The sequence below is a fragment of the Methylomagnum ishizawai genome (genome assembly GCF_019670005.1).
GTDB classification, from domain to species: Bacteria; Pseudomonadota; Gammaproteobacteria; order Methylococcales; family Methylococcaceae; genus Methylomagnum; species Methylomagnum ishizawai.
This window is the reverse complement of sequence record NZ_AP019783.1, coordinates 2,573,761-2,596,364: the sequence shown is the minus strand read 5'-3', so window position 1 is coordinate 2,596,364 and position 22,604 is coordinate 2,573,761. Positions and strand designations below refer to the sequence as shown.

The window sequence follows — 22,604 nt, the reverse complement described above, 5'->3', positions numbered from 1 at the left end:
GGAATAGCAAAGGTGGTTATTGAAGGGCCGTTTTTGTATGGATTGCTATAAACAACCGGTAATTAGGACATGAAACGATATTCGGACCTAGAACTCGAAGCCCTTTTGAGTGATACCGAGTCGGACCGGGTGGAGCGCAAGGAAACCTTTAAAGGCGATGTCCCCAAAAAGGCCCGCCAAGCGGTGTGTGCTTTCGCCAACGATTTGCCGAATCACAACGAGGCGGGTGTATTGTTTATCGGTGCCAAGGATGAGGGAGTGCCGACGGGATTGGATATCTCGGACCAGCTTTTGCTCGCGCTCGCCGATATGAAAACGGATGGTAATATCCTGCCGCTTCCGGTGTTATCCGTGGAGAAACGGGTGATAAAAGGGGCAGGGATGGCCGTGGTGACCGTCATGCCGTCCGATATGCCGCCGGTCAAATATGAAGGCCGCATCTGGATACGGACGGGGCCGCGCCGGTCCATCGCCAACGAGCAGGAAGAGCGGATATTGAACGAGAGGAGGAGATATAAAAATATTCCGTTCGATATTTATCCCATCCCCATCGCCAAGCTTTCTGATATTTCAAAGACCGTTTTCGAGAATGAGTTCCTGCCGGCGGCTTTCGCTGCCGATATATTGGAAAGCAATGGCCGGACTTATGAAGAACGGTTGGCCTCATGCAAGATGATCGTATCGCCGATGGATACAACGCCGACCGTGCTGGGTTTGTTGAGCTTGGGCAAAAGTCCGCAGGATTTCCTGCCGGGAGCCTATATCCAATTCCTACGTATTGATGGGGTGGACCTGGCCGACCCGGTCGATGACGAAGAAGAAATAACGGGCGCGTTGGTCGAAATGTTGCGTCGGACCTTGGAGAAAATCAAGGCGCACAACCGGATCGCCATGGATATTACAACCGCCGCCACGCATATCAGGACCACGCCTTATCCGCTGGCGGCCATCCAACAAATACTATACAACGCGGTATTGCATCGCACCTATGAAAGCACCCATGCCCCGGTGCGTATTTATTGGTTCAATGACCGTATCGAAATTAACAGCCCAGGCGGTCCTTATGGCAATGTGACATCGGAAAATTTCGGCAGGCCGGGCATCACGGACTATCGGAATCCGAATATGGCCGACGTATTGAAGACATTCGGCTTTGTGCAAGCCTTTGGCCGGGGTATCGCGGTTGCCAGGAGGGAAATGGATAGAAATGGCAATCCGCCCCCCGAGTTTGAAACCAGCCAGAGCGCGGTGTCTTGCATTTTAAAGGCTAAGCCATGAGCACCTCGGTATTGACGTTTTTCAATAACAAAGGGGGTGTGGGCAAAACCTCGCTGATTTATCATTTGGCATGGACCTTGTCGGAATTAAGAAAGCGTGTTGTGGCGATTGACCTGGACCCGCAATCCAATCTTACAGCGGCTTTTCTGGATGAGGAAAAAATAGAAGAGGTTTGGAATCAATCGGGTACTGGTTCCACCATCTATAAATGTGTGAAACCGCTGACGGGCGTAGGCGATATTACCGAGCCTTCTCTACAGAACATCGCTACCGACCTTTATCTTTTGCCGGGTGACGTAGATTTATCCGGTTATGAGGATGCTTTGTCGGCTGAATGGCCGAATAGCATGGGTGATAACAACCTTTATCGTCCCATGCGGATACTCAGTTCCTTCTGGCAAGTCATGCAAATGGCCGCTTCCAAGGTCCAGGCGGACGTGGTTTTGGTCGATATAGGTCCCAACCTTGGCGCGATCAACCGTTCGGTGCTGTTGGCGTCGGATTATGTGGTGATTCCCTTGGGGGCGGATTTGTTTTCTTTGCAAGGGTTGAAAAATCTCGGGCCTACGCTACGGACCTGGAAAAACCTATGGCGGAAAAGGCTTGATAATTGGGATGAGAGCCGGGATAAATCCAGTTTTCCAGGGTTCAGGTTACCACAGGGTCGGATGCAGCCTATTGGGTATGTTTGTCAACAGCATGGGGTGAGGCTGGATCGTCCGGTCAAAGCTTACGATAAGTGGATACAGCGTATTCCCAACGTCTACCGGGAATTCGTGCTGAATGAAAAGCCAGGTCCTGACGAAACCGTTGAAATCGTGCGTCAGGAAGACGACCCTTATTGTTTGGCGACCATCAAGCATTACCGTAGCTTGATCCCTATGGCGCAAGAGCATCGTAAGCCCATTTTCAACCTGACTTCGGCGGATGGTGCTATTGGTTCACACGCCGGCGCGGTGCAAGCTGCAAAAAAGGAGTTTAAGAGTTTGGCGGCTCGGATCGCTAAGGAAATAGGTATGGCTCTATAAGCACCGACAATGCCCTATAGAGACTTCAACCTGAAACGCGCTAGCACCGACTGGGCATCGCCGCCGCCAAAGCCCGAGGTATTGGCATCCTGGCCGCGATGGTGGAGCAGACGGCTTGATAAGGCTTCCATCCCACCCCATTGATAAGCCCGCCGGGCTCTTTTGACTCAAGTCCCGCCCAATCCGCTTATCAACCTCTTAGAACCAATCTCCCCGATATGACCGTAGAACACCTGCTCGAACGCTGCATGTACGCCAGCCGCTGGCTGCTCGCCCCCATCTACCTGGGGATGAGCCTGGGGCTGATCGCCCTGGGCCTCAAATTCTTCCAGGAAGCCTTCCACGTCCTGCCCCATGTGCTGGAAACCGCCGAGGAAGACCTGGTCCTCACCGTGCTGTCCTTGATCGACATGGTGCTGGTCGGCAGCCTCCTGGTCATGGTGATGATCAGCGGCTACGAGAATTCCGTGTCCCAATTGGAATTGACCGAGGACACCGAGCGGCTGGGCTGGCTGGGCAAGCTGGATTCCGGCTCCTTGAAGATGAAGGTCGCGGCGTCCATCGTCGCCATTTCCTCGATCCACCTGCTTAAGGTGTTTATGAACGTCGAGCGGATGCCGGACGACAAGATCATGTGGTCGATCTTTTTGCACCTGACCTTCGTGGTCTCCGCCTATTTCATGGCGGTGATCGATAAAATCACCAAGCACGGCCACGGCGACAGCCCCGCCGGGAGCAAGCCGCATTGAGCCGCCTCGAACTCTATGGCACTTACGGCTGCCATCTCTGCGACGAGGCTGCGGCCCTGTGCCGGGCGGCGGCCTCTTTCGCGTGGTGTTCCATCGATATCGCCGACGATCCCGGCCTGATGGAGCGCTACGGGCTCCGCATCCCGGTCCTGCGCGACCCCGGATCGGGGCGGGAACTGGGCTGGCCGTTCGACCCGGCCCTGCTGGCAGGCTTCCTACAAAACTTGACGAGAGAGAGCAACATGACCGCTACCGACTACCGCACCGAACAAGACAGCATGGGCGAACTCCAAGTCCCCGCCAGCGCCCTCTACGCCGCCCAGACCCAACGCGCCGTCGAAAACTTCCCGGTCAGCGGCCTGACCCTGCCGCCCGCCTTCATCCGCGCCGTGGCCTTGATTAAAAAGTGCGCGGCCCGCGTCAACGTCGAACTCGGCGTGCTGGATGCGGATTTGGGCGCGGCGATCCAGGCCGCCGCCCAGGAGATCGTCGAGGGCGGGCACGCCGACCAATTCCCGCTGGATGTGTTCCAGACCGGCTCCGGCACCAGCACCAATATGAACGCCAACGAGGTGGTCGCGACCTTGGCGTCCCGCGCCGCCGGGCGCAAGGTCGGGGCCAACGACCATGTCAACATGGGCCAGAGCAGCAACGACACCATCCCCACCGCCATCCATGTCAGCGCGGCGGTGGAATGCCACAGCAAGCTGTTGCCCGCGCTGGAACATCTGGCCGCGACCCTGGAAACCAAGGCCGCCACCTTGGCCGATAGCGTCAAGACGGGCCGCACCCATCTGATGGACGCCATGCCGGTGACGCTGGGCCAGGAACTGTCCGGCTGGGCGCTGCAAATCCGCAACGCCCACGCCCGTGTCGGCATGGCCCTGACCCGCGTCTACAAACTGGCGCAGGGCGGTACGGCGGTCGGCACCGGCATCAACGCCCATCCCGAATTCGCCGCCCGGATCGCCGATGCCTTGATCCACGAAACCGGCTTGCCGTTCACGCCCAACGCTTCGTTCTTCGAGTCCCTGGGTTGCCAGGACGCGGCGGTGGAATTGTCCGGCCAGTTGAAGACGGTGGCGGTCAGCCTGATGAAGATCGCCAACGATTTGCGCTGGATGAATTCCGGTCCCTTGGCGGGCCTGGGCGAGATCGAACTGCCCGCCTTGCAACCCGGTAGCTCGATCATGCCGGGCAAGGTCAACCCGGTGATTCCCGAAGCCGCGTGCATGGTCGCGGCCCAGGTCATCGGCAACGACACCACCATCACCGTGGCCGGGCAATCGGGCTCGTTCCAGTTGAACGTGATGCTGCCGGTCATCGCCCACAACCTGCTGCAAAGCATCGAATTGCTGGCCAATGTTTCGCGCTTGCTGGCCGACAAGGCCATCGCCGGCTTCGTGGTGCGCGAGGACAATCTGCGGAAGGCGCTGGCCTTGAATCCCATCCTGGTCACGGCCTTGAACCCGGTCATCGGTTATGCGAAAGCGGCGGAAATCGCCAAGGCCGCGTACAAGCAACGGCGGCCCATCATCGACGTGGCGGCGGAAATGACCGGGATGCCGCCTGGGGAACTGGAAAAGCTGCTCGATCCGGCCCAATTGACCCAGGGCGGGATTTCGGCCTAATAGCGATCAGAGCTTGGCCAACTCGGCCGGGAGGTCGGTCGGCAGGTCCGGCATAAAGTCCAAGCCGGCGAAGTTGTCCGCCGCCCGCCGCGCATGGACCTGTAGCGCCCGGTCCAGGGACGAAGGGGAAAACCCCCCGACCCTTTCGACCGCTTGGCGCAGGCTTTCCCGCCATTCGGACGGGCTGCCGGTGCCGGATAGGACCGGCAGGCCGAACGCGTCCGCGAAGGGCTGGATTTTCCCGGTGCTATCGAACACCGGGATCACCGGCTTCCCATGCAATACCCCCAGGATCAGGCCGTGCAGCCGGGCCGTGACCACCACGCGGGAGCGCCGGTATTCGGCCAGCAGGCCATCCAGGGTCGGGCAGGGCACCAGCGTGGCCGGAATATTCAAGCGTCGTTGGATCAGCCCGGCGATATGCTGGCCGGTTGCCAGGTCGAGGTCCGGTCTCGGATCGTGCGCCACGAGACGGACTTCCGCGACCAGCCCCCGTCCGGCCAATGCCCCCACCAGTTCGACCACCGATTCCGGATCGCTGTCGCGGCCTTCCCCGGCGTCGTGGGCCAGGGCCATCAGGCAGGTTTGGGAATCCACCGGGCCGGGCGGGAGCGATCCCGCCAGGAAGGCCACATCGGAGGTCAGCCGCAGTTTGGGAAGTAGTTCGGGGAAGGCCGCGCCCAGCCGGCGGAGGGAGCTTTCGTCGCGCAGGCCGATGGATTCGCAGCGGCCCAGGATGTAGCGCCAAGCCCGGCGTTTCCAGCGCGATTCGAGCGTGCCGACGCCCGCGCCGACCACACGGGCTTTTTCCGCCCTCCACGCCGCCAGGGTCGTCCCCAGCATCAACATCAGCAGGAAGCCTGCCGAGACTTGTTCGCGGATGATTTGCCCCCCGCCGATCACCAGTTTGGCCTTGAGGCAGCGGCCCAGGAATCCCGGTGGATTGCGGCGGATGGGTTCGAGCTTGAGGCCGGATTGGGCGAACCAAGCCGCCGTCCGCGGCGGGACCGGATTGTAGGGGGCCAGCGCGACATCCTGGCCGGAAAGTTCCGCCACATGCCGCGCTTCGATATATCCGAGGTATTGGTCGCCAAGGTTGTGTAAATCACCGATGACGAAGAGGGTCTTGGGGTTCATTGGGGGGGCACTCCTGTGATTGCGCGCAGCCGAAAAGGCGGGCGACGGGGCTTCCAAGCCGTTCCATGGAGAAGGGGACGGACTTCTCCAGGGGTCTGGCACCAGATTTACAAGATCGGGGCCAATCCTTCGTTTCCCCATGAGTAGCGGCCCGTCCGGTCGGTTGCCCAACGATTCGAGGGCCTGGAAGTGTTGCGGAGCCAGCACGGCCTGCTGATTCGATGACCGAGGGGCCGCATCGCCATGGCCCGGCCCGCGTTTCTTTTATATTTCCATGTATTAAGATAACAGTATCATAAGCGCTGGCGTGATCCGCGCGCCCAACGAAGATGGACTAGGGGTAGAATGGGGCATGACCAACACCACACCCTATGCCACGCTCACCCCGGATTGCATCCTGAATGCTTTGGATAGCGCCGGATTCCCCTGCGATGGCCGCTTGGCCGCGCTCAACAGCTATGAGAACCGGGTCTACCAGATCGGCATGGAAGAGGGACCACCCGTGGTCGCCAAATTCTACCGGCCTGGCCGCTGGAACGACGCGGCGATCCTGGAGGAACACGAGTTCGTGCGGGAATTGGCCGAATCCGAACTCCCCGCCGTCCCCGCGCTGGTCGGCGGCGATGGCTCCACGCTGCACACCCACCAAGGTTTCCGTTTCGCCGTATTTCCCCGCCAGGGCGGCTATGCGCCGGAATTCAACGACGACGCCATTTTGGAACAGATGGGGCGGCTCTTGGGCCGTATCCACGCCGTGGGCGCGTTGCGGCCCTACCAAGCCCGTCCCGGCATCGATATCGCCGGTTTCGGCGAGGAGCCCAGCGCTTATCTGCTGGCGCATGGCTTCATCCCCGCCGAACTCCGCGACGCCTACCGCGATGCCACCGAACGGGCCTTGGACCAGGTCCGGCGCTGTTTCGAGCGGGCCGGGGAAGTGGCGCGGCTACGCCTGCACGGCGATTGTTACGCCGGTAATGTGCTGTGGACCGGCGATGGCCCGCACTTGGTCGATTTCGACGATAGCCGCATGGGACCGGCCATCCAGGATTTGTGGATGCTGCTCTCGGGCGACCGTGGGGAGATGGGGCGGCAACTCGGCCATCTGCTGGCCGGCTACGAAACCTTCTTCGACTTCGACCTCCGTGAATTGCGCCTGATCGAAGCCCTGCGCACCCTGCGCATGATCCACTACGCCGGTTGGATCGCCCGCCGTTGGGAAGACCCGGCGTTCCCCCAGGCCTTCCCCTGGTTCGAGTCGCCGGGCTATTGGCACGAGCGGATCCTCGAACTCCGCGAACAAACCGTCCGCATGGCCGAGCCGCCGCTGTGGTCTATTTGAGATCGGCCCCGAGTTTCAAAGGCTTCTTGTCGAAGCGGTAAAAACTCCGGTCGAGATAGAACAGCACATCCTCGATATCCTCCTGTTTCCAGCCGGTATTGGTATGCGCCGCCCAGGCCTCGATCCTGGCCCTGAGTTCCTTCGCCGAGCGGAGATGCCGGACTTCGGGCCGCCCGAAATCCTCGTGGCAGGCTTGGCAATGGTCCTCGAACAGTTCCTGCCCGCGGGCGAAGTTCTGCGCGGAGGCCGGGGATATGCCCCAGGCGGCGAAGCAGGCGACGATGAGGCCGGATCGGATGTTCATGGGCAAGCTCCTAGCATGGATGGGGGAATCAATCCTTGCCCGTGTGCTTGGCATCCTTGATATAGCGATGCACACGGATCGAAGGCAGGAAGGCATGGAGTTCGATGGATAGGTCGTTGCGGCGCAGGCGGCGGCGTTTCTTCTCCAAGTCGGGCAAAGGGATGATCTCCGGGGCCATCGCGCCGATCTCCGCCGGATAGAAAAGGGGGGCGGCGGCCATGACCTGCTTGCGCACCGGACCTTCGGGCGTAGGAAAGGTCAGGTTCACCCTGGGATATTCCTTGAGTTGCTGCACCTGGGCCAGGGGTTCGTCTTCGGGCAGGTCCATCAAAGCCTCGAATTGGGAGCGGTGGCGGGGATCGATATCGCCGGTTTCGGCGATGCGCTTTTCCAGTAATAGCCGGGCCTCGTCGCGGGTGATGCGGACGATCTTCCGCACCTTGCCCCAGAAATAGGAAGCCGCGACGGGCCGGGCGTCCAGGATGGTGAAGCTGCGTACCGCCTGCCGCCGGTTGAAGCGGGCGCGGCCTATGCCGGTCAGCAATTGCGCGGTCCAGGCGCGTTGGGTGGGCTGGCCCTTCGGTCCTTCGATCACCCCGGAATCCAGCCGCATCAGCAAACCGTGCAGGGCTTGCTTGAGCCGGTTCACCGTGCCCACCCAGCGCAAAGTCTCGTCCGAGGCGCCGAGCAAACCTTGCAGCCGTTCGGTACCGCCCGGTTCCAATGCGTCCGAATAATCCAGCCTTTGCAGGAAGGCGGCGCAAGCCTGCCGGGCCAGCACCGTTTGATCCTGTCCCTCGACCCAGGCCGGCCGACCGCCATCCGCGATCACCGCCGCGCCCAGGTTGAACAAGGCCGTTTCCAACTCGCCGATATGGCGCAATAGCAACACTTGGGCTTGCGAATCCAGGCTGGACATGGCGGTTTCCTCGATGGCGTTCGTGGGTACGGTCTCGGAAGCTTTATGATAACAGTATCATTTTGAATAAAAACCAAAACACAAAAAAATAAAACCAGAAAACTAAACAATCACATGCGAAACCATACCATCAGCCAATTTAGGCTCAAACCACGTCGACTTTGGTGGCATCACTTCACCGACATCCGCCACCGCCATCAAATCCTGCATACGGGTAGGGTACAAGGAAAAAGCCAAAACCATCTCGCCACTATCGACCCGACGCTCCAATTCACCCAAACCCCGGATGCCACCCACGAAATCGATCCGCTTATCACGCCGCGCATCGGCGATGCCCAGGATCGGCTCGATCAGATAGGCATGCAACAAACTCACATCCAAACGTCCAACCGGGTCTTGCGGAATAAGATGGCTATGGATGTTCAAACGCCGCCACCGCCCTCCCAGATATAAACCGAACTCGCCGGGCTTGGCCGGATGGACCGGATCCGCGCTGGCCTCGATGTCGAACCGGTCAGCCACACGGTTCAAGAATTCCGCCTCGTCCAAACCCTGCAAATCCCGGATCAAGCGGTTGTAGTCCAGGATACGCATTTGATGGTAGGGGAACATCACCGCCAGGAAATACTCATGATCGGCCTCGGCATCGCTGGTGCGCCGCGCCGCCGCGATCCGGGAAGCCGCCGCCGAACGGTGATGCCCATCGGCGATATACAGCGCAGGCAGCGCCTCGAAATGGCCGGTCAGTTCGGCGATGGTCCGGGCATCGCGGACCACCCATAGCGTGTGCCGCACTCCGGATTCCGCCACGGCGTCGGCTTCGGGCGTACCGGCGGACACTTCGGCCAGGATCGCATCGACCGCCGGGGCGTCGGGATAGGCCAATAACACCGGCCCGGTCTGCGCGTTCAAGGCATCGATCTGACGGACGCGGTCGTCTTCCTTATCGGGGCGGGTGAATTCGTGACGGCGGATACGGTGGCTATCGTAGGCCGCGACGCTGGCGCTCGCCACCAAGCCGACCTGGGAGCGCCCGTCCATCACGAGCCGGTAGACGTAATAACAGGGTTGTCCGTCGCGTTGCAGCACCCCGGCGGCGATCATGTCGGCGAGGTTTTGCGCGGCCTTGGCATAGACTTCCGGCGCGTAAGGGTCGGTGCCTTCCGGCAGGTCGATTTCGGGCTTGGAGATATGCAGGAAGCTCCAGGGCTTGTTCTGGGCCAGGGCACGGGCTTCCGCGGTGTTCAGCACATCGTAGGGCGGGGCGATGATCTCGGTGGCGCGGCCCGGCGCGGGGCGGAGGGCGGCGAAGGGTCGGACGAGGGGCATGGGGGCTCTCCTGGGTGAAAAGTCGGCATTCTAGCACCCTCATTCCACCCCGCCGCCAGCCCGATATGCGGTATCCTTTAGCCCCACTCCCGGACCGTGTATCGCCAAGTCCATACCCTATGCCATTCCATACCCGCCCAAGCCCGCAGCGAACCGACCGCCTGTTGTGGCTGCTTCCGGTCTTGTTGGCCCAAACCGCCTGCGTGGGTACCGCCACCACCACGATCTATCGCCATCCGCATCGGGAACCCACCCGTACCGCCCCGGCCCCACCAGCCAAGTCCGTTGCGCCGGCCCCGGTTCCCGAATCCACCGCGCCTCCGCCCGCCGACACAGCCCCGGAAGAACGCACCGGAGGCACCGGACCGACCCACACGCCGCCCGCCGTCCTGGCCCTGATGGACGAGGCCGGGCAAAGCCTTCAAAGCGGCGATCTGGACAACGCCGCCACCGCGTTGGAGCGGGCCATCCGCATCCAGCCCAAGAACCCCAAGCTTTGGCACGATCTGGCCGAGGTCCGGTTGCGGCAACAAGAACCCGGCTTGGCCGAAGACCTCGCCAAGAAATCCAATCTCCATGCCCAAGGCGACAATGCCCTGATCAGCGCCAACTGGTCCCTCATCGCCGAAGCCCGGCGCTTGCGGGGCGACACGGCGGGCGCGGACGAGGCGCTACGCAAAGCGGGGCAGTAGCGATGCACGACCTCCACACTTTATTTGGCCCCGATGGCCTGTTGATGCGGCGCTTGCAGGGTTTCGAGTCCCGCCCGGCCCAGCTAGAAATGGCCGAGGCCGTCGCGGCGACCTTGGAACGGGGCGGCAACCTCGTGGCCGAAGCCGGCACCGGCACCGGCAAAACCCTGGCCTATCTGATTCCGGTCCTCCTGTCCGGCAAGAAAGTCATCGTCTCCACCGCCACCAAGACCTTGCAGGACCAGCTTTACCGCAAGGACTTGCCCTTAGTCCGGCACGCCCTGGGCCTGCCGTTCCAGGCCGTGCTGTTGAAGGGCCGCGCCAATTACCTGTGCATCTACCGATTGCAAACCACCCTGGGCTTCAAGAGCGGTTATAGCCCGACCGACGCCGCCACGCTGGAAGCCATCCGCCGCTGGGCCAAGCACACCCAGACCGGCGACATCGCCGAGGCGGTCGACGTGCCGGAATCCTCGCCGCTGTGGGCGGCGGCGACCTCCACCGTGGACAATTGCCTGGGTTCGGAATGTCCCCAATATGCGGAATGCCATCTGGTCAAGGCCCGCCGCGCCGCGCTGGAAGCCGATGTGGTGGTCGTCAACCATCATTTGCTATGGGCGGATTGGACCCTGAGGAACGATGGCTTCGGCGAACTCCTGCCGAATGTCCAGGCCATCGTGGTGGACGAGGCCCATCAATTCCTGGAGTCGTCCACCCAGTTCCTCGGGTTGAGCGTGACTTCGCGCCAATTCACCGAACTGGCCGACGATATCACCGCCGAGTGGGTCAAGGACGCCCGCGACGTGCCCGAGTTGCAAGACGAGGCCGATTGGCTGCACCGCCAAACCGAGGATTTGCGGTTGGCGCTGGGGGTGGAAACCACCCGCCGCGAAGCTTGGCACCGGGTGGCGGACGATCCCTTGGTCAAGGAGATCATCGGCGGCCTGTTCGTGCAATTGGGCCGGTTGGTCGAATTGCTCAAGCCTTTGGCAGTGCGCGGCAAGGGTTTGGAATCCTGCTACAAACGCTGTTTCGAGATCGGCTCCCGGCTCTACGCTTTCCTCGACGATAACGAGGACACCGACATCGGCGACACCGTGCGCTGGTTCGAGACCCGCAAACGCGCCTTCAGCCTGAACCGCACGCCGTTGACCGTCGCCAACGAATTCGGCAAATTCCGCCAGCACAGCCAAGCCGCCTGGGTGTTCGCCTCGGCCACCCTGACCGTGGGTGGCGACTTCGGGCATTTCATCAACCAATGCGGACTCCAGGAAGCCGAATGCAAGGCTTGGGACAGCCCGTTCGACTATCAACGCCAATCACTGCTATACCTGCCGCCCGGCCTGCCCGATCCGGGCACCCAGGGCTATACCCAGGCCGTGGTCGGTGCCGCCGTGCCGGTGTTGCGGGCCAGCCGGGGCCGGGCGTTCTTGTTGTTCACTTCGCACCAAGCCTTGCTAGAAGCCGCCAAGCTCCTGCCCGAACACCTGGACTATCCCTTATTCATCCAGGGCAGCCAACCCAAATCGACCTTGCTGGAAGCGTTCAAGCGGGCGGGCAATGGTGTCTTGCTGGGAACGGCCAGCTTTTGGGAAGGGGTGGATGTGCAAGGCCCGGCCTTGTCCTGTGTCATCATCGACAAATTGCCGTTCGCCTCGCCCGGCGATCCGGTGTTGGGCGCCCGTTTGGAAAGCCTGAAGAAAACCGGGGTGAATCCCTTCATGTCCTATCAATTGCCCACGGCCATCCTGGCTTTGAAGCAGGGCGTGGGCCGCTTGATCCGCAACCAGACCGACCGGGGCGTGCTGGTGCTGTGCGATCCGCGCCTCGTGGGCCGTTCCTATGGCGATTCGTTCCTGGATAGCCTCCCGGACATGCCCAGGAGCCGCGCCCTGGCCGATGTGGAACGCTTTTTCGCCCAGATTTGACGACACCGACCATGAACCTACTCGCCATCGAAACCGCCACCGAAGCCTGTTCCGCCGCCTTGCTGGTGGGGGACCACATCATTGAGCGTTACCAACTGGCCCCGCGCCTGCACAACAGCCTGATCCTACCCATGGTGGACGAGCTGTTGGCGGAAGCGGGGCTGGTCGTCGGGCAACTCGACGCCCTGGCTTTCGGGCGCGGGCCGGGTTCGTTCACCGGGGTGCGGATCGCGGCGGGGGTGGCGCAGGGCATCGCTTTCGGGGCGGATTTGCTGGTGGTGCCGGTTTCGACCTTGGCGGCCTTGGCCGAGGCGGCGCTGGCCGAGACCGGGCTGGACACCGCCTTTCCCTGCATCGATGCCCGGATGGGGGAAGTCTATTGGGGCGTGTACCGGCGGGGTGGGGCGGGCTGGGCCGAATTGCTGGGGGAGGAAGCCGTGCTTCCGGCGGAGCAAGCGCCGTTTCCCGAGGCGGTCCGGGGCGTAGCGACCGGGAGTGGTTGGGCGACCTATGGTGCCGTATTGGGGGAGCGCCTGGGCGGGCGGGTGCTGACCGTGTTGGAAGGGCGGTTCCCCCGTGCCGGGGTCGTCGCCCGCTTGGGGGCCGCGGCTTTCCAGGCGGGCGCGGCGGTGCCGGTGGAGCAGGCCCAGCCTATTTACCTGCGGGACAACGTGGCGAAGAAACCCCGATTGCCCAGCTTGGCCTGAGAGACCAGAACGCCCGTGGGATGTGCGTCGGCACATCCCACGGGCGTTTCCATGTCCGGTTAAAGCACCAGCCTCAGCGGATTTCGATGGTGGACACACTCATCGGCGGCAGGGCCACCACCCAGTGGGTTTTGGTCACCGGGACCGACCCCATATACACGGGCTGGGTCGCGGTACCGGCCAGCCGGTAGACACGCGCTGTGCCCTGGTTCGGCAAGCCTTGCAAGCCCACGTCCTGGGCCTTGTCGCTGCGGTTGATCGCCACGAACACCGAACGGCCCGCCACGCTGAAATCCACGCTGGCGTAGACCGATATCTTGGTGACATCGGCGGATTGCGCGGCCAAGGCGATATCCCCGAAGTTCGCCGTCTTGCCATCGAAACCCCGGTACATCAGGAACGCGGCCTCGATGAACGGCTCGGTGCCGCCCATCTGCCAACGGGTGGCGGCGAACACGCCTTGCTGGCCGAAGATGCCCAGGGCGTCCGCCTCGGCCAAAGCCCCCGAGATATGGTCGCCGCCGCCGTAGTTGTATTCGGTGATGGCGAACTGGGTGCCGGGATAATGCGCGTCGATCTTGGCCTTCATCCGGGGAATCAAGCGGATGGCCTTGTCGCCCTCCGGCAATACCCCCGGAATCCAGGAGTTCTCCACATACCCGGCATCCCACAGCGAGCGCGTCGCCTGTAAACGGGCCGCGATTACTTCGGGCGTGTTGAGCGTGGCCATCTTGCTGCCATCCCAGTAATACCCGACCGGCGAGCCGCCCGCCGATTTGGCTTCGGTGTAGAAATGCAGGTCCAGCACATCGACCAGCCGTTTCCCGACGGTGGTTTCGGCCTGTCTCATGCGGTCTAGGTAGTACTCGGTGAAATCGCCCTTGCTGGCATGGTCCGACCCGCTGCCGTCGGGCGCGCCCTGCAAATAGGTGAAGCCATACCAGCCATAGCTGACGAAACCGAACACCACGGCATTGGGATCGACCGTCTTGATGGTCTCGGCGGCGGCTTGGTTCTTCTGGCACAGGCTGTCGTAGGATTCCTGGTGCGGCTCGATGCGCGGATGGCTGGCGAACCAGATATCCGGCTCGTTATCCAGCGAGTAGAAGACCTGCTTGCCGGGATGGGCCGGTTTGACCACGGTCTTGATCCAGTTGACATATTCGTCGGTGAAGACGAAGGGATCGGCAGTGTCCGGCGTGGTGGCGAACGGCGCGTTCTTCTCCAGATCGACCTGCTTGAAACGGGTTTGCAGGTAATTGGGACCGGAATCGGCGACATCGCCCCCGGGACCCTTGTCGGCGGCGACATAGCCCAGGATCGGCACCGTGACCAGGGCCGCGTCGGCGTGGCCGGTGGCGGCGAACACCTTGTCCACCTCGTAGGAAACCGCCCGGCCCGGCACGTTGTACTGGTTGGCGGGCACCCCCTCGACCCAGGGCAGGTAGTCGTCGTTCTCGTTGAGGTAATCGACGCCGGCATTGCTGGCGTTGTTCTCCCAGTTGTAGGCGGTCCAGCGGTTGCCGCCCAAGCGTCCGAAGGTGTATTGCGGTGCGCCGTGGTTCTGGTTGCTGCCGTAGATATAGGGGGAAATCGGCTTCCGGCTGGCGGGATTCAGCGTGACCCCGACATCGACGCTGCTGTTGGCCTTGGTGGTGAAGGCGACGGCGCTGGAGGTTTGGTTGCCGAAATGGTCGGTGACCTTGAGGGTTCCGGTGTAAGCCGTGGCAGGTTGTAGCAAATCGATCAACAGGCTGCGCGAGGCGGCGAAGTCGGTAAGCGTGCGTCGCAGCGTTTCCCCGCCGCCCTGCTTCTGGAAACTCAGTTCGGCGGTGCAAGGCCGGTCGGTGGTCCATTTCAAGGTGACTTTATGGCCTTCCACGCCGGTCGCGGTCGGGGTGGACAAGATGGGCGGCGTGGTCGGGGCCGGGGGCAGGACGTAGCTGCCTTCCAGCACGCTCTGGTTGGGCGTGGCCTGGGGATCGATACGATGATCCAGGGCGGTGAAGCGGTATTGCACGGTGGTGCCGGGCGTCAGGCCGGTCAGGTTCACCGTGTGGGCCGTGCCCCAGTTCTGCAGGTCTTGGACCTTATGGCTGTAATCGTTGACGCCGTATTCGAAGCGGTAAAGCGTGGCTTCGTTGGTCTTGAAAACCAGGGCGAGTTGGTCGTGGGTGGGACTGAGGGTGGCCGAACCCGGTTTTATCACGGGGGGCGTGGTGTCCGGGCTCCAGCCCAGTTTCACCGCGGCCATATAGAAATGGGTATCGGCGGCGACGCCGGAACCGTCGTCGATGTTGAACAGCAGGAAGCGCGAAAACCGGAAGATTTTCGGATGTAGTTGCTTCAGGTTGACCCTGATGTGGAACCAGTGGCCGAAGCGCTGGTCCGCCGTCATCCCGGCCCAGCCGGGAATGAAATTCACCAGCGGGAGTTCGTCGGCATAGCCCGCGTCTTCCAGGATGAACTTCAGGTTTTCGGTTTTCGACGAGTTGGGTTCGATGTAGAGATCGAATTCGATGGTGAGGACTTCGTTCAGGTAATAGACCGGCGGATTGTTCCAATCGGCGGGACCGATGCCGAAGGCCCGCCAGAGGTTGTCCTGGCCGGAAAACCGGACTTCTATCGCCTTGCCGGTCCGGCCCGGGGCCTGGGCGTTGGGGTCGCTCATGGCGATGGTGCCCCAATTGTTCACGCCCCATTGGCCTTGGAAACCGGAATTGTTGTAGATGGAAACGGAGTTGAGCGCGGCATGGCCGGGTAGGGCCGCGACCAGCAGCAAGAGTAATCCACAAAGATGGAGCAACGACCACCCGGTAAGCTGTCGTGTAGGCATGGGAAAATCCCCCTTGGAAAGTTCGACACGGGACGGAACCTAAATCCGCCATTAGACGGCTCAAGCTTAGTCCGAAGTCCATTTGAATAATGTGGAATTTAGCCCGGAGGGCGGGGGATTATTCACCTTCGCGGCGGGCAATATTCACCGGGAAGCCGCTGGGCCCCGGTGCGGCACCGCCAATCGCCGCGCCGCCACTGCATAATGCGTACCGCATCGAGTAAACTATCGCCATGGCACAATATTTCCAGGTTCACCCCAAAGACCCCCAGCAACGGCTGATCCGCCGCGCCGTGGAGATCATCCGGCAGGGAGGTTTGATCGTGTATCCCACCGATTCCGGCTACGCCTTCGCCTGCCAACTCGACAACAAGGACGCCCTCGAACGCATCCGCCGCATCCGCCAACTCGGCGACGCGCATAATTTCACCCTGGTCTGCATCGATCTTTCGCAAATCGCCACCTTCGCCAAGATCAACAACGAAGCCTTCCGCCTCATCAAGACCCTGACCCCCGGACCCTTCACCTTCATCCTGCCGGCCACCCGCGAAACTCCCAGGCGCTTGCAGCACTCCAAGCGCAAGACCATCGGCATCCGGCTCCCGAACAATCCCATCACCATGGCCTTGGTGGAAGAACTCCAAGAACCCTTGTTCAGTTCCACCCTGATCCTCCCAGGACACGAAGACGCCATGAGCGACCCCGAGGACATCCGCGCCCGCCTCGAAAAAGAGGTGGACCTGATCCTCGACGCCGGCCCGGTGGCCTACCAACCCACCACCATCATCGGTTTCACCGAGGCCCGCCCGGAACTGATCCGGCAGGGCAAGGGCACCGTTGACGGCTTGTTTTAACCGCTGATTTGCCACTATCCCCATGGAACAACTCACCACGGTCGGGCGTTTCGCCGTTTGGGCCTTGCCCGTGATTTTCGCCATCACCCTGCACGAAGTCGCCCACGGCTGGATCGCCAAGCTGCTCGGCGATAAGACGGCGGACCGCCTGGGACGCCTGACCCTCAATCCGCTCAAGCATGTCGATCCCGTGGGCACGATCATCCTGCCGGGAGTGATGCTGGTGCTGGGCGGCTTCATCTTCGGCTGGGCCAAGCCGGTGCCGGTCGATTGGGGCAAGCTCCACAAGCCCAAGCGCGATATCGGCCTGGTCGCCCTGGCCGGGCCGCTGGCCAACCTGCTGATGGTGGTGTGCTGGATATTGATTTCCAAGCTGGCGCATGTGATCGGCGACCGTTATTACTCGCTGCCGATGATCTACATGGCCGCCGCCGGTATCTACATCAACCTGATGCTGATGCTCATCAACCTGGTGCCGCTGCCGCCCCTGGACGGCGGACGCATCATGACCAGCCTGCTGCCGGACAAATGGGCTTACCGCTACGGCCAGTTGGAACAATACGGCTTGGTGATCCTGTTGATCTTGATCGCGACCCCGGCGCTGTCGATGTTGCTTGGCGGACCGATGAACCTGTTGCTCAACCAATCGCTGCTCTATGCCGGGATTCCCTACGGCATCCTGTACCAATTGATGGGACCGGGGGGCTAAGGTCCGCCGATGAGCGAGCATAGCGCGCCGGGCGACAGCGCCGCGCCCGTGGAGGTGGTCGCCATCGTCAACGGCAACCCCGTCACCGACCTGCCGACCGATCTCTATATCCCGCCCGACGCGCTGGAAGTGATCCTGGAATCGTTCGAGGGTCCGCTGGATTTGTTGCTGTATTTGATCCGGCGGCAGAACCTGTCGATCCTCGAAATCCCCATCGCCGATATCACCCGCCAATACATCGCCTATATCGACATGATGGCCGTGCTGCGTATCGAACTTGCCGCCGAGTACCTGCTGATGGCCGCGATCCTGGCCGAGATCAAATCCCGGATGTTGCTGCCGAAACCCGCCGCCGCCGAGAGCGAGGAGGACGACCCCCGCGCCGATTTGATCCGCCGCCTCCGGGAATACGAGCGCTACAAACTGGCGGCGCAAGCGCTGGACCAATTGCCGCGCTGCGAGCGCGATGTCCACGAGGTGTCCGCCGACACCGGGGCCATCCAGGTCGATAAGGTCTACCCGGAAGTCGCGCTGCAAGAAATCCTGCTGGCGTTCCAGGACGTGCTGCGCCGGGCCGACCGCCTCACCCGCCACCAGATCAAGCGCGAACCCTTGTCGGTGCGGGAGCGGATGGCGGGCATCCTGGGGAGGCTGAAAACACAGGCGCTGGTGCCGTTCCAGGAATTGTTCGAACGCGGCGAAGGCCGTCCCGGTGCCGTGGTCGCGTTGCTGGCTATACTGGAATTGTCCAAGGAGCGGCTGATCGAAATCCTCCAGGACGAACCGCTCGGGCCCTTGCAAATCCGCGCCGCCGCCCCGGTCGCCGACTAGGATGGAACTCAAGCACATTATCGAAGCGGCCTTGCTGGCGGCGGGCCGGCCCCTGAGCCAGGCGGAATTGCTGGGCCTGTTCGGCGAACTGGAACAGCCCGGCCCGGAAGCCTTGCAAGCGGCCTTGGCCGCGCTGGCCGAGGACTGCCAAGGCCGCCCGGTCGAATTGAAACAGGTGGCGACCGGCTACCGCCTGCAAGTGCGGGCGGCCTTTTCGCCCTGGCTGTCGCGGTTGTTCGAGGAGCGCCCGGCCCGTTATTCGCGGGCCTTGCTGGAAACCCTCGCCATCATCGCCTACCGCCAACCGGTCACACGGGGCGAGATCGAGGACATCCGGGGCGTGGCGGTGAACACCGGCATCGTCCGCACCCTGCTCGACCGCAACTGGGTCCAGACCGTGGGCCACAAGGAAGTCCCCGGCCGCCCGGCCTTGCTCGCCACCACCCGGCATTTCCTCGATTATTTCGGCCTGAAAAGCCTGAGCGAACTACCGCCTTTGCAGGCGTTCATCGACCGGCTCGACAGCCCCCAGGAACCCAATGAACAGGAACCCTCCCATGCGCACATTCCCACGATCCCAACCGCAGCACCGGACGCCTGAGCCGGAGACCCCATCCGCCGCCGACCAGGCCGGGGAGCGCATCCAGAAAGTGCTGGCCCAATTGGGCCTGGGTTCGCGCCGGGAAATCGAGCAATGGATCAAGGATGGACGCATTTCCCTCAACGGGCAGCGGGCCGAACTGGGTGCGCGTTGCCGCCCGGACGACAGCATCACCGTCAATGGCCGCCCCATCGACCTCGCCCGGAAATCCCAGGCCGAAACCCGGGTGCTGCTCTACCACAAACCCGCCGGGGAAGTGGTCAGCCGCCGCGACCCGGAAGGCCGTCCGGTGATCTTCACCCAATTGCCCAGGCCGGAACGCGGGCGCTGGATCGCCATAGGCCGCTTGGACATCAACACCCAAGGGTTGCTGCTGGTCACCACCCATGGTGAACTCGCCAACCGGCTGATGCACCCTTCCCACCAGATCGAGCGCCAATACGCCGTGCGCGTCCTGGGTAATATCGACGAAGCCATGCTCGGGCGGCTGTCGCAGGGCGTATTGCTGGAAGATGGCCTGGCCCGGTTCGAGACCATCGAGGCGGCGGGGGGGGAGGGGGCCAACAAATGGTTCCATGTCACCCTGCGCGAAGGGCGCAACCGCATCGTGCGGCGGCTCTGGGAATCGCAGGGCGTCGCGGTCAGCCGCTTGATCCGTATCCGGTTCGCCGGGGTGGCTTTGCCGCCGCATTTGAAGGCCGGGCATAGCTGGGAATTGCCGCCGGAGGGGGTCGCGGCATTGATGGCGCTGGTGGGTTTGGCGGCGGAACATCCGGCGGAAAAACGGCACGGGCCGATGGAGCGCCGCCCTGGCCGGGACGATACCCGGCCCAGGGGGCGGAGATAGGGCGCAAACCTTGGGCACCGCGCCGCGTTCCCTGGAACAATGGCTGTGCTCGGGCGGGGACGAGCGCTCGGTCCTGGGCGCGGATGGGCTGAACCGCTACGGCGGCGCGGTCCGGCCCCGGCCCGGCGTGGGTTTCGGTAGCTGCACCAGTTCGGCCATTTCGCCACGGGGTTGGGCGGCGGCCCGCTCGGCCCTGGAAGCCTTCCAGTGGCGGGCGGCGGCGGACGGTGAACTCGCGGCGGCGGACGCGCTGGGGCGCTGGATACGGGATGGCCTGCTGGATTTGATGGAGCTGCGCAACATCCAGGGTTTGCGCGTCATGCTGACGCCCTCGGGCACCGATGCCGAATCGGTGGCCCTTGGCATCGCCGGGTGGGGCCATCGCCGCCCCTTGGTGAACATCGTGGTCGGTGCCCGCGAAGTGGGCAGCGGCAGCGTGTTGGCGGCGGGGGCGCGGTATTTTTCCCGGCGCTTGCCCTCGGGCCGGAGCGCCGAACCCGGCGCGGCGCTGGATGCCGATCTGGCCGGGCGCACCCTGGTCCACGAAATCAAAATTCGCGGCGACAGCGCCGCCGAACGCGCCCCCGGCGAACTGGACGCTGAAATCCTGGGCCGGGTCCGGGCCGGGCTGGCGCGCGGGGCCAAGGTCGTCGTCCATGTGGTCGCCCACAGCAAGACCGGCGTCCACGCCCCCCGCCTGGAAACCCTGAACGCCCTGATCGACCGCCATGGCGGCGACCTGATCCCCATCATCGACGCGGCCCAGGGCCGGTTCAGCCGCCGGGGGTTGCGCGATTATCTGGCGCGGGGCTGCATGGTGATCCTGACCGGCTCGAAATTCTACGGCGGACCGCCTTTTTCCGGCTGCCTGCTCATCCCCGCGCGACGCCTGCCGGAAGACCAAACCCGAATCCGGTTTCCCTCGGGATTTTCGGCCTATCTCACCCCGGCCCAATTGCCGGAGGATTGGACCCAGGCGCGGGAGGCGCTCGCGCCCGCCGTCAACCTGGGCTTGCTGTTGCGCTGGGAAGCCGCCCTGGCCGAGATGCGGGCCTATTACGCCACGCCGCCCTTGGCGCGTTACCGCGTCCTGCGCTTCTTCGAGTCGCAAGCCCCCGCCATCCTGGGCCGGAGTCCGCTGCTCGAACCCATCAATGTACCGACCCCCCTCTACGACGACGCCTCCGAGCGGTTGCTGGAATCGAAAACCACGGTGTTCAGCTTCCGGGTCAAAGCTTGCGGCGTACATGCCCACCAACTGGAAAAACCCGATCTGGAGCGCTGGCTGCGCTGGATGAGCCGGGATATTTCCGGCCTCGCTGCGGAAAAGGAAGATCGCGTGGTTGTGGATGCCGCCCGCGTCTGTTTCCAACTGGGCCAGTCGGTGCATGTGGGCCGCCACGACCATGTCATCCGGGTGGCGATAGGCGGGGTGTTGATCGCCGATATCGCCGCCGACGCCACGCTGGGCGTGGATTTGGAGGCCCGGCTGGCCTGGCTGGCGGCGAAGCTGGAACAAACGCGCCTCAAGCTGGAATTCATCGCCGCCCACGAAGCCGCCTTGCTGGCGCGGGAAGTCTGAACCATGGCGGAAGCTTTCGCTTGGCATACCCGCATCGACGCGGCGGAGGCGGGCCAAGCGCTCGCCGCCGCCATGGCCCAAGGCGTCGCGGGCGACCGGCCCGCCTTGCTGTTCCACAGCCTGGACGCCCTGGCGGCGCGGATCGACCTGTTAAGCACCAGCTTCCCGCCGGGCACCCTGCACGCCCTCGCCATCAAGGCCAATCCGGTGGTCGGGGTGCTGCGCTTCGCGGTGGCGCGGGGCATGGGCCTGGAAGCCGCCTCCTGGGAGGAAGTGGCCCTGGCCCAGGCGGCGGGCTGCCCGCCGGAACGCATCCTGTTCGATTCGCCCGCCAAAACCCGCGACGAACTCGCCACGGCCCTGGACGCCGGCGTCACGGTCAACGCCGATAATTTCGACGAGTTGGCCCGCATCGATACGCTGCTGGACGGCGATCCCCAGCCAACCAGCCTGATCGGCCTGCGCGTCAATCCCCAAACCGGCCTGGGCAGTATTGGGATGCTCAGCGTCTCGGGCGGTTATTCCAAGTTCGGCGTGCCTTTGGGGGAGCAACGCGCCGCCATCGTCGCGGCGTTCCGGCGCTATCCCTGGCTACGGGGTTTGCATGTCCACACCGGCAGCCAGGGCATCGGCATGGCGCGGATGGTCCGGGCGGCGGAACTGGTGTTCGCCTTGCGGGAAACGATCCATCGGGATTTGGGCGAGCGCCGCATCGTCTCGGTGGACATCGGTGGCGGCCTGCCCTGGCCTTACCGGGCGGATGGAACCGCGCCCACCCCGGCGGCCTATGCCGCCGCGCTGGGCCGGGCCGTCCCGGAGGCGTTCGCGGAAGGGGTCCGCTTGGCGACCGAATTTGGCCGGATCCTGCAAGCCGGGAGCGGTTTCGCGGCCAGCCGGGTGGAATACCTCAAGACCGATGCAGGGCGGCGGACCGCCGTCGTCCATTTCGGGGCCGATTTGTTCATGCGGAAGGTCTACCGCCCGGAGGATTGGCATCATCATATTTCGGTGCTGGCCCCGGATGGCCGCCCAAAGCAAGCCCCCGGCGAACCCCATGTCATCGCCGGACCCTTGTGCTTCGGCGGCGATATTTTGGCGGAAGAGGCCGTTTTGCCCAGGGTGGAGGCGGGCGACTGGATCGTGCTGCACGACGCCGGGGGCTATACGCTGGGCCTGTGGTCGCGGCATTGCAACCGGGGTTTGCCGAGGGTCTTGGGCTACCGGGCCGACCCGTGGCGGTTCCAGGTATTGCTGGCAGGGGAGGAGCCGGCGGATGTGGTCCGGTTCTGGGGGGGGTAAACCG

The 22,604-nt window shown here is 63.1% G+C and carries 20 protein-coding genes; 15 read left to right on the top strand and 5 right to left on the bottom strand.

Annotation, left to right across the window (positions count from 1 at the left end):
• The first annotated feature begins 69 nt into the window (after positions 1 to 69).
• The 4 genes from K5658_RS11775 to K5658_RS11760 all read left to right on the top strand — a co-directional run bounded on the left by K5658_RS11775 (position 70) and on the right by K5658_RS11760 (position 4,686).
• Complete coding sequence (locus K5658_RS11775) at positions 70 to 1,278, top strand: ATP-binding protein (protein WP_221063327.1); 1,209 nt, start codon at positions 70 to 72, stop codon at positions 1,276 to 1,278.
• Complete coding sequence (locus K5658_RS11770; RefSeq protein WP_221063326.1) at positions 1,275 to 2,306, top strand: ParA family protein; 1,032 nt, start codon at positions 1,275 to 1,277, stop codon at positions 2,304 to 2,306. Before K5658_RS11775 ends, K5658_RS11770 begins: the two co-directional genes overlap by 4 nt.
• 218 nt (positions 2,307 to 2,524) lie before the next feature.
• The gene (locus tag K5658_RS11765; RefSeq protein ID WP_221063325.1) at positions 2,525 to 3,055 is read left to right on the top strand and encodes a TIGR00645 family protein; all 531 of its coding nucleotides are present in this window, start codon (positions 2,525 to 2,527) and stop codon (positions 3,053 to 3,055) included.
• A complete protein-coding gene (locus tag K5658_RS11760) occupies positions 3,052 to 4,686 on the top strand; it encodes an aspartate ammonia-lyase (RefSeq protein WP_221063324.1) in 1,635 nt (544 codons plus the stop codon). Before K5658_RS11765 ends, K5658_RS11760 begins: the two co-directional genes overlap by 4 nt.
• A 6-nt stretch (positions 4,687 to 4,692) precedes the next feature.
• Here K5658_RS11760 and K5658_RS11755 read toward each other — a convergent pair whose 3' ends face one another.
• A complete protein-coding gene (locus tag K5658_RS11755; protein ID WP_221063323.1) occupies positions 4,693 to 5,823 on the bottom strand; it encodes a polysaccharide pyruvyl transferase family protein in 1,131 nt (376 codons plus the stop codon).
• 352 nt (positions 5,824 to 6,175) lie between these two features.
• Between K5658_RS11755 and K5658_RS11750 the strand changes: the two genes are divergently transcribed.
• Complete coding sequence (locus K5658_RS11750) at positions 6,176 to 7,162, top strand: serine/threonine protein kinase (RefSeq protein WP_221063322.1); 987 nt, start codon at positions 6,176 to 6,178, stop codon at positions 7,160 to 7,162.
• Here K5658_RS11750 and K5658_RS11745 read toward each other — a convergent pair.
• The 3 genes from K5658_RS11745 to K5658_RS11735 form a co-directional block, all read right to left on the bottom strand.
• A complete protein-coding gene (locus K5658_RS11745; RefSeq protein ID WP_221063321.1) occupies positions 7,155 to 7,466 on the bottom strand; it encodes a c-type cytochrome in 312 nt (103 codons plus the stop codon). The genes K5658_RS11750 and K5658_RS11745 overlap by 8 nt on opposite strands.
• Before the next feature lie 28 nt (positions 7,467 to 7,494).
• Entirely contained in the window at positions 7,495 to 8,385 is an 891-nt protein-coding gene (locus tag K5658_RS11740) for a hypothetical protein (protein WP_221063320.1), read from the bottom strand.
• Between the two features lie 102 nt (positions 8,386 to 8,487).
• The gene (locus K5658_RS11735) at positions 8,488 to 9,714 is read right to left on the bottom strand and encodes a DUF1015 domain-containing protein (protein ID WP_221063319.1); all 1,227 of its coding nucleotides are present in this window, start codon (positions 9,712 to 9,714) and stop codon (positions 8,488 to 8,490) included.
• 119 nt (positions 9,715 to 9,833) lie between these two features.
• On the opposite strand from K5658_RS11735, the gene K5658_RS11730 reads away from it, so the two are divergent.
• From K5658_RS11730 to tsaB, 3 genes are read left to right on the top strand one after another with little or no spacing between them, the layout of a single operon-like run.
• Positions 9,834 to 10,406, top strand: a complete 573-nt coding sequence (locus K5658_RS11730) for a tetratricopeptide repeat protein (RefSeq protein ID WP_221063318.1) — start codon at positions 9,834 to 9,836, stop codon at positions 10,404 to 10,406.
• 2 nt (positions 10,407 to 10,408) lie between these two features.
• Complete coding sequence (yoaA, locus tag K5658_RS11725; protein WP_221063317.1) at positions 10,409 to 12,334, top strand: DNA repair helicase YoaA; 1,926 nt, start codon at positions 10,409 to 10,411, stop codon at positions 12,332 to 12,334.
• 11 nt (positions 12,335 to 12,345) lie between these two features.
• Entirely contained in the window at positions 12,346 to 13,041 is a 696-nt protein-coding gene (tsaB, locus tag K5658_RS11720; RefSeq protein ID WP_221063316.1) for a tRNA (adenosine(37)-N6)-threonylcarbamoyltransferase complex dimerization subunit type 1 TsaB, read from the top strand.
• Between the two features lie 73 nt (positions 13,042 to 13,114).
• Here the strand turns inward: tsaB and K5658_RS11715 are convergent, their stop codons facing one another.
• A complete protein-coding gene (locus K5658_RS11715; RefSeq protein ID WP_221063315.1) occupies positions 13,115 to 15,877 on the bottom strand; it encodes a glycoside hydrolase family 44 protein in 2,763 nt (920 codons plus the stop codon).
• A 233-nt stretch (positions 15,878 to 16,110) separates the two neighbouring features.
• Here K5658_RS11715 and K5658_RS11710 point away from each other — a divergent pair, with 233 nt between their 5' ends.
• From K5658_RS11710 to K5658_RS11680, 7 genes are read left to right on the top strand one after another with little or no spacing between them, the layout of a single operon-like run.
• Positions 16,111 to 16,731 carry an L-threonylcarbamoyladenylate synthase gene (locus K5658_RS11710; RefSeq protein WP_221063314.1) on the top strand — a complete coding sequence of 207 codons (621 nt, stop codon included), beginning with the start codon at positions 16,111 to 16,113 and terminating at the stop codon, positions 16,729 to 16,731.
• Positions 16,732 to 16,753: 22 nt separating this feature from the next.
• Positions 16,754 to 17,440: a site-2 protease family protein gene (locus tag K5658_RS11705; RefSeq protein ID WP_221063313.1), complete on the top strand. Its 687-nt coding sequence runs from the start codon at positions 16,754 to 16,756 to the stop codon at positions 17,438 to 17,440.
• Positions 17,441 to 17,449: 9 nt separating this feature from the next.
• Complete coding sequence (locus tag K5658_RS11700) at positions 17,450 to 18,271, top strand: segregation and condensation protein A (protein WP_221063312.1); 822 nt, start codon at positions 17,450 to 17,452, stop codon at positions 18,269 to 18,271.
• A gap of 1 nt (position 18,272) precedes the next feature.
• Complete coding sequence (gene scpB / locus K5658_RS11695) at positions 18,273 to 18,872, top strand: SMC-Scp complex subunit ScpB (RefSeq protein ID WP_221063311.1); 600 nt, start codon at positions 18,273 to 18,275, stop codon at positions 18,870 to 18,872.
• Positions 18,829 to 19,719, top strand: a complete 891-nt coding sequence (gene rluB / locus K5658_RS11690) for a 23S rRNA pseudouridine(2605) synthase RluB (RefSeq protein ID WP_246628430.1) — start codon at positions 18,829 to 18,831, stop codon at positions 19,717 to 19,719. Before scpB ends, rluB begins: the two co-directional genes overlap by 44 nt.
• Before the next feature lie 10 nt (positions 19,720 to 19,729).
• Positions 19,730 to 21,301 carry a hypothetical protein gene (locus K5658_RS11685; RefSeq protein ID WP_221063309.1) on the top strand — a complete coding sequence of 524 codons (1,572 nt, stop codon included), beginning with the start codon at positions 19,730 to 19,732 and terminating at the stop codon, positions 21,299 to 21,301.
• A gap of 3 nt (positions 21,302 to 21,304) precedes the next feature.
• The gene (locus K5658_RS11680; RefSeq protein WP_221063308.1) at positions 21,305 to 22,600 is read left to right on the top strand and encodes a type III PLP-dependent enzyme domain-containing protein; all 1,296 of its coding nucleotides are present in this window, start codon (positions 21,305 to 21,307) and stop codon (positions 22,598 to 22,600) included.
• Positions 22,601 to 22,604 lie beyond the last annotated feature (4 nt).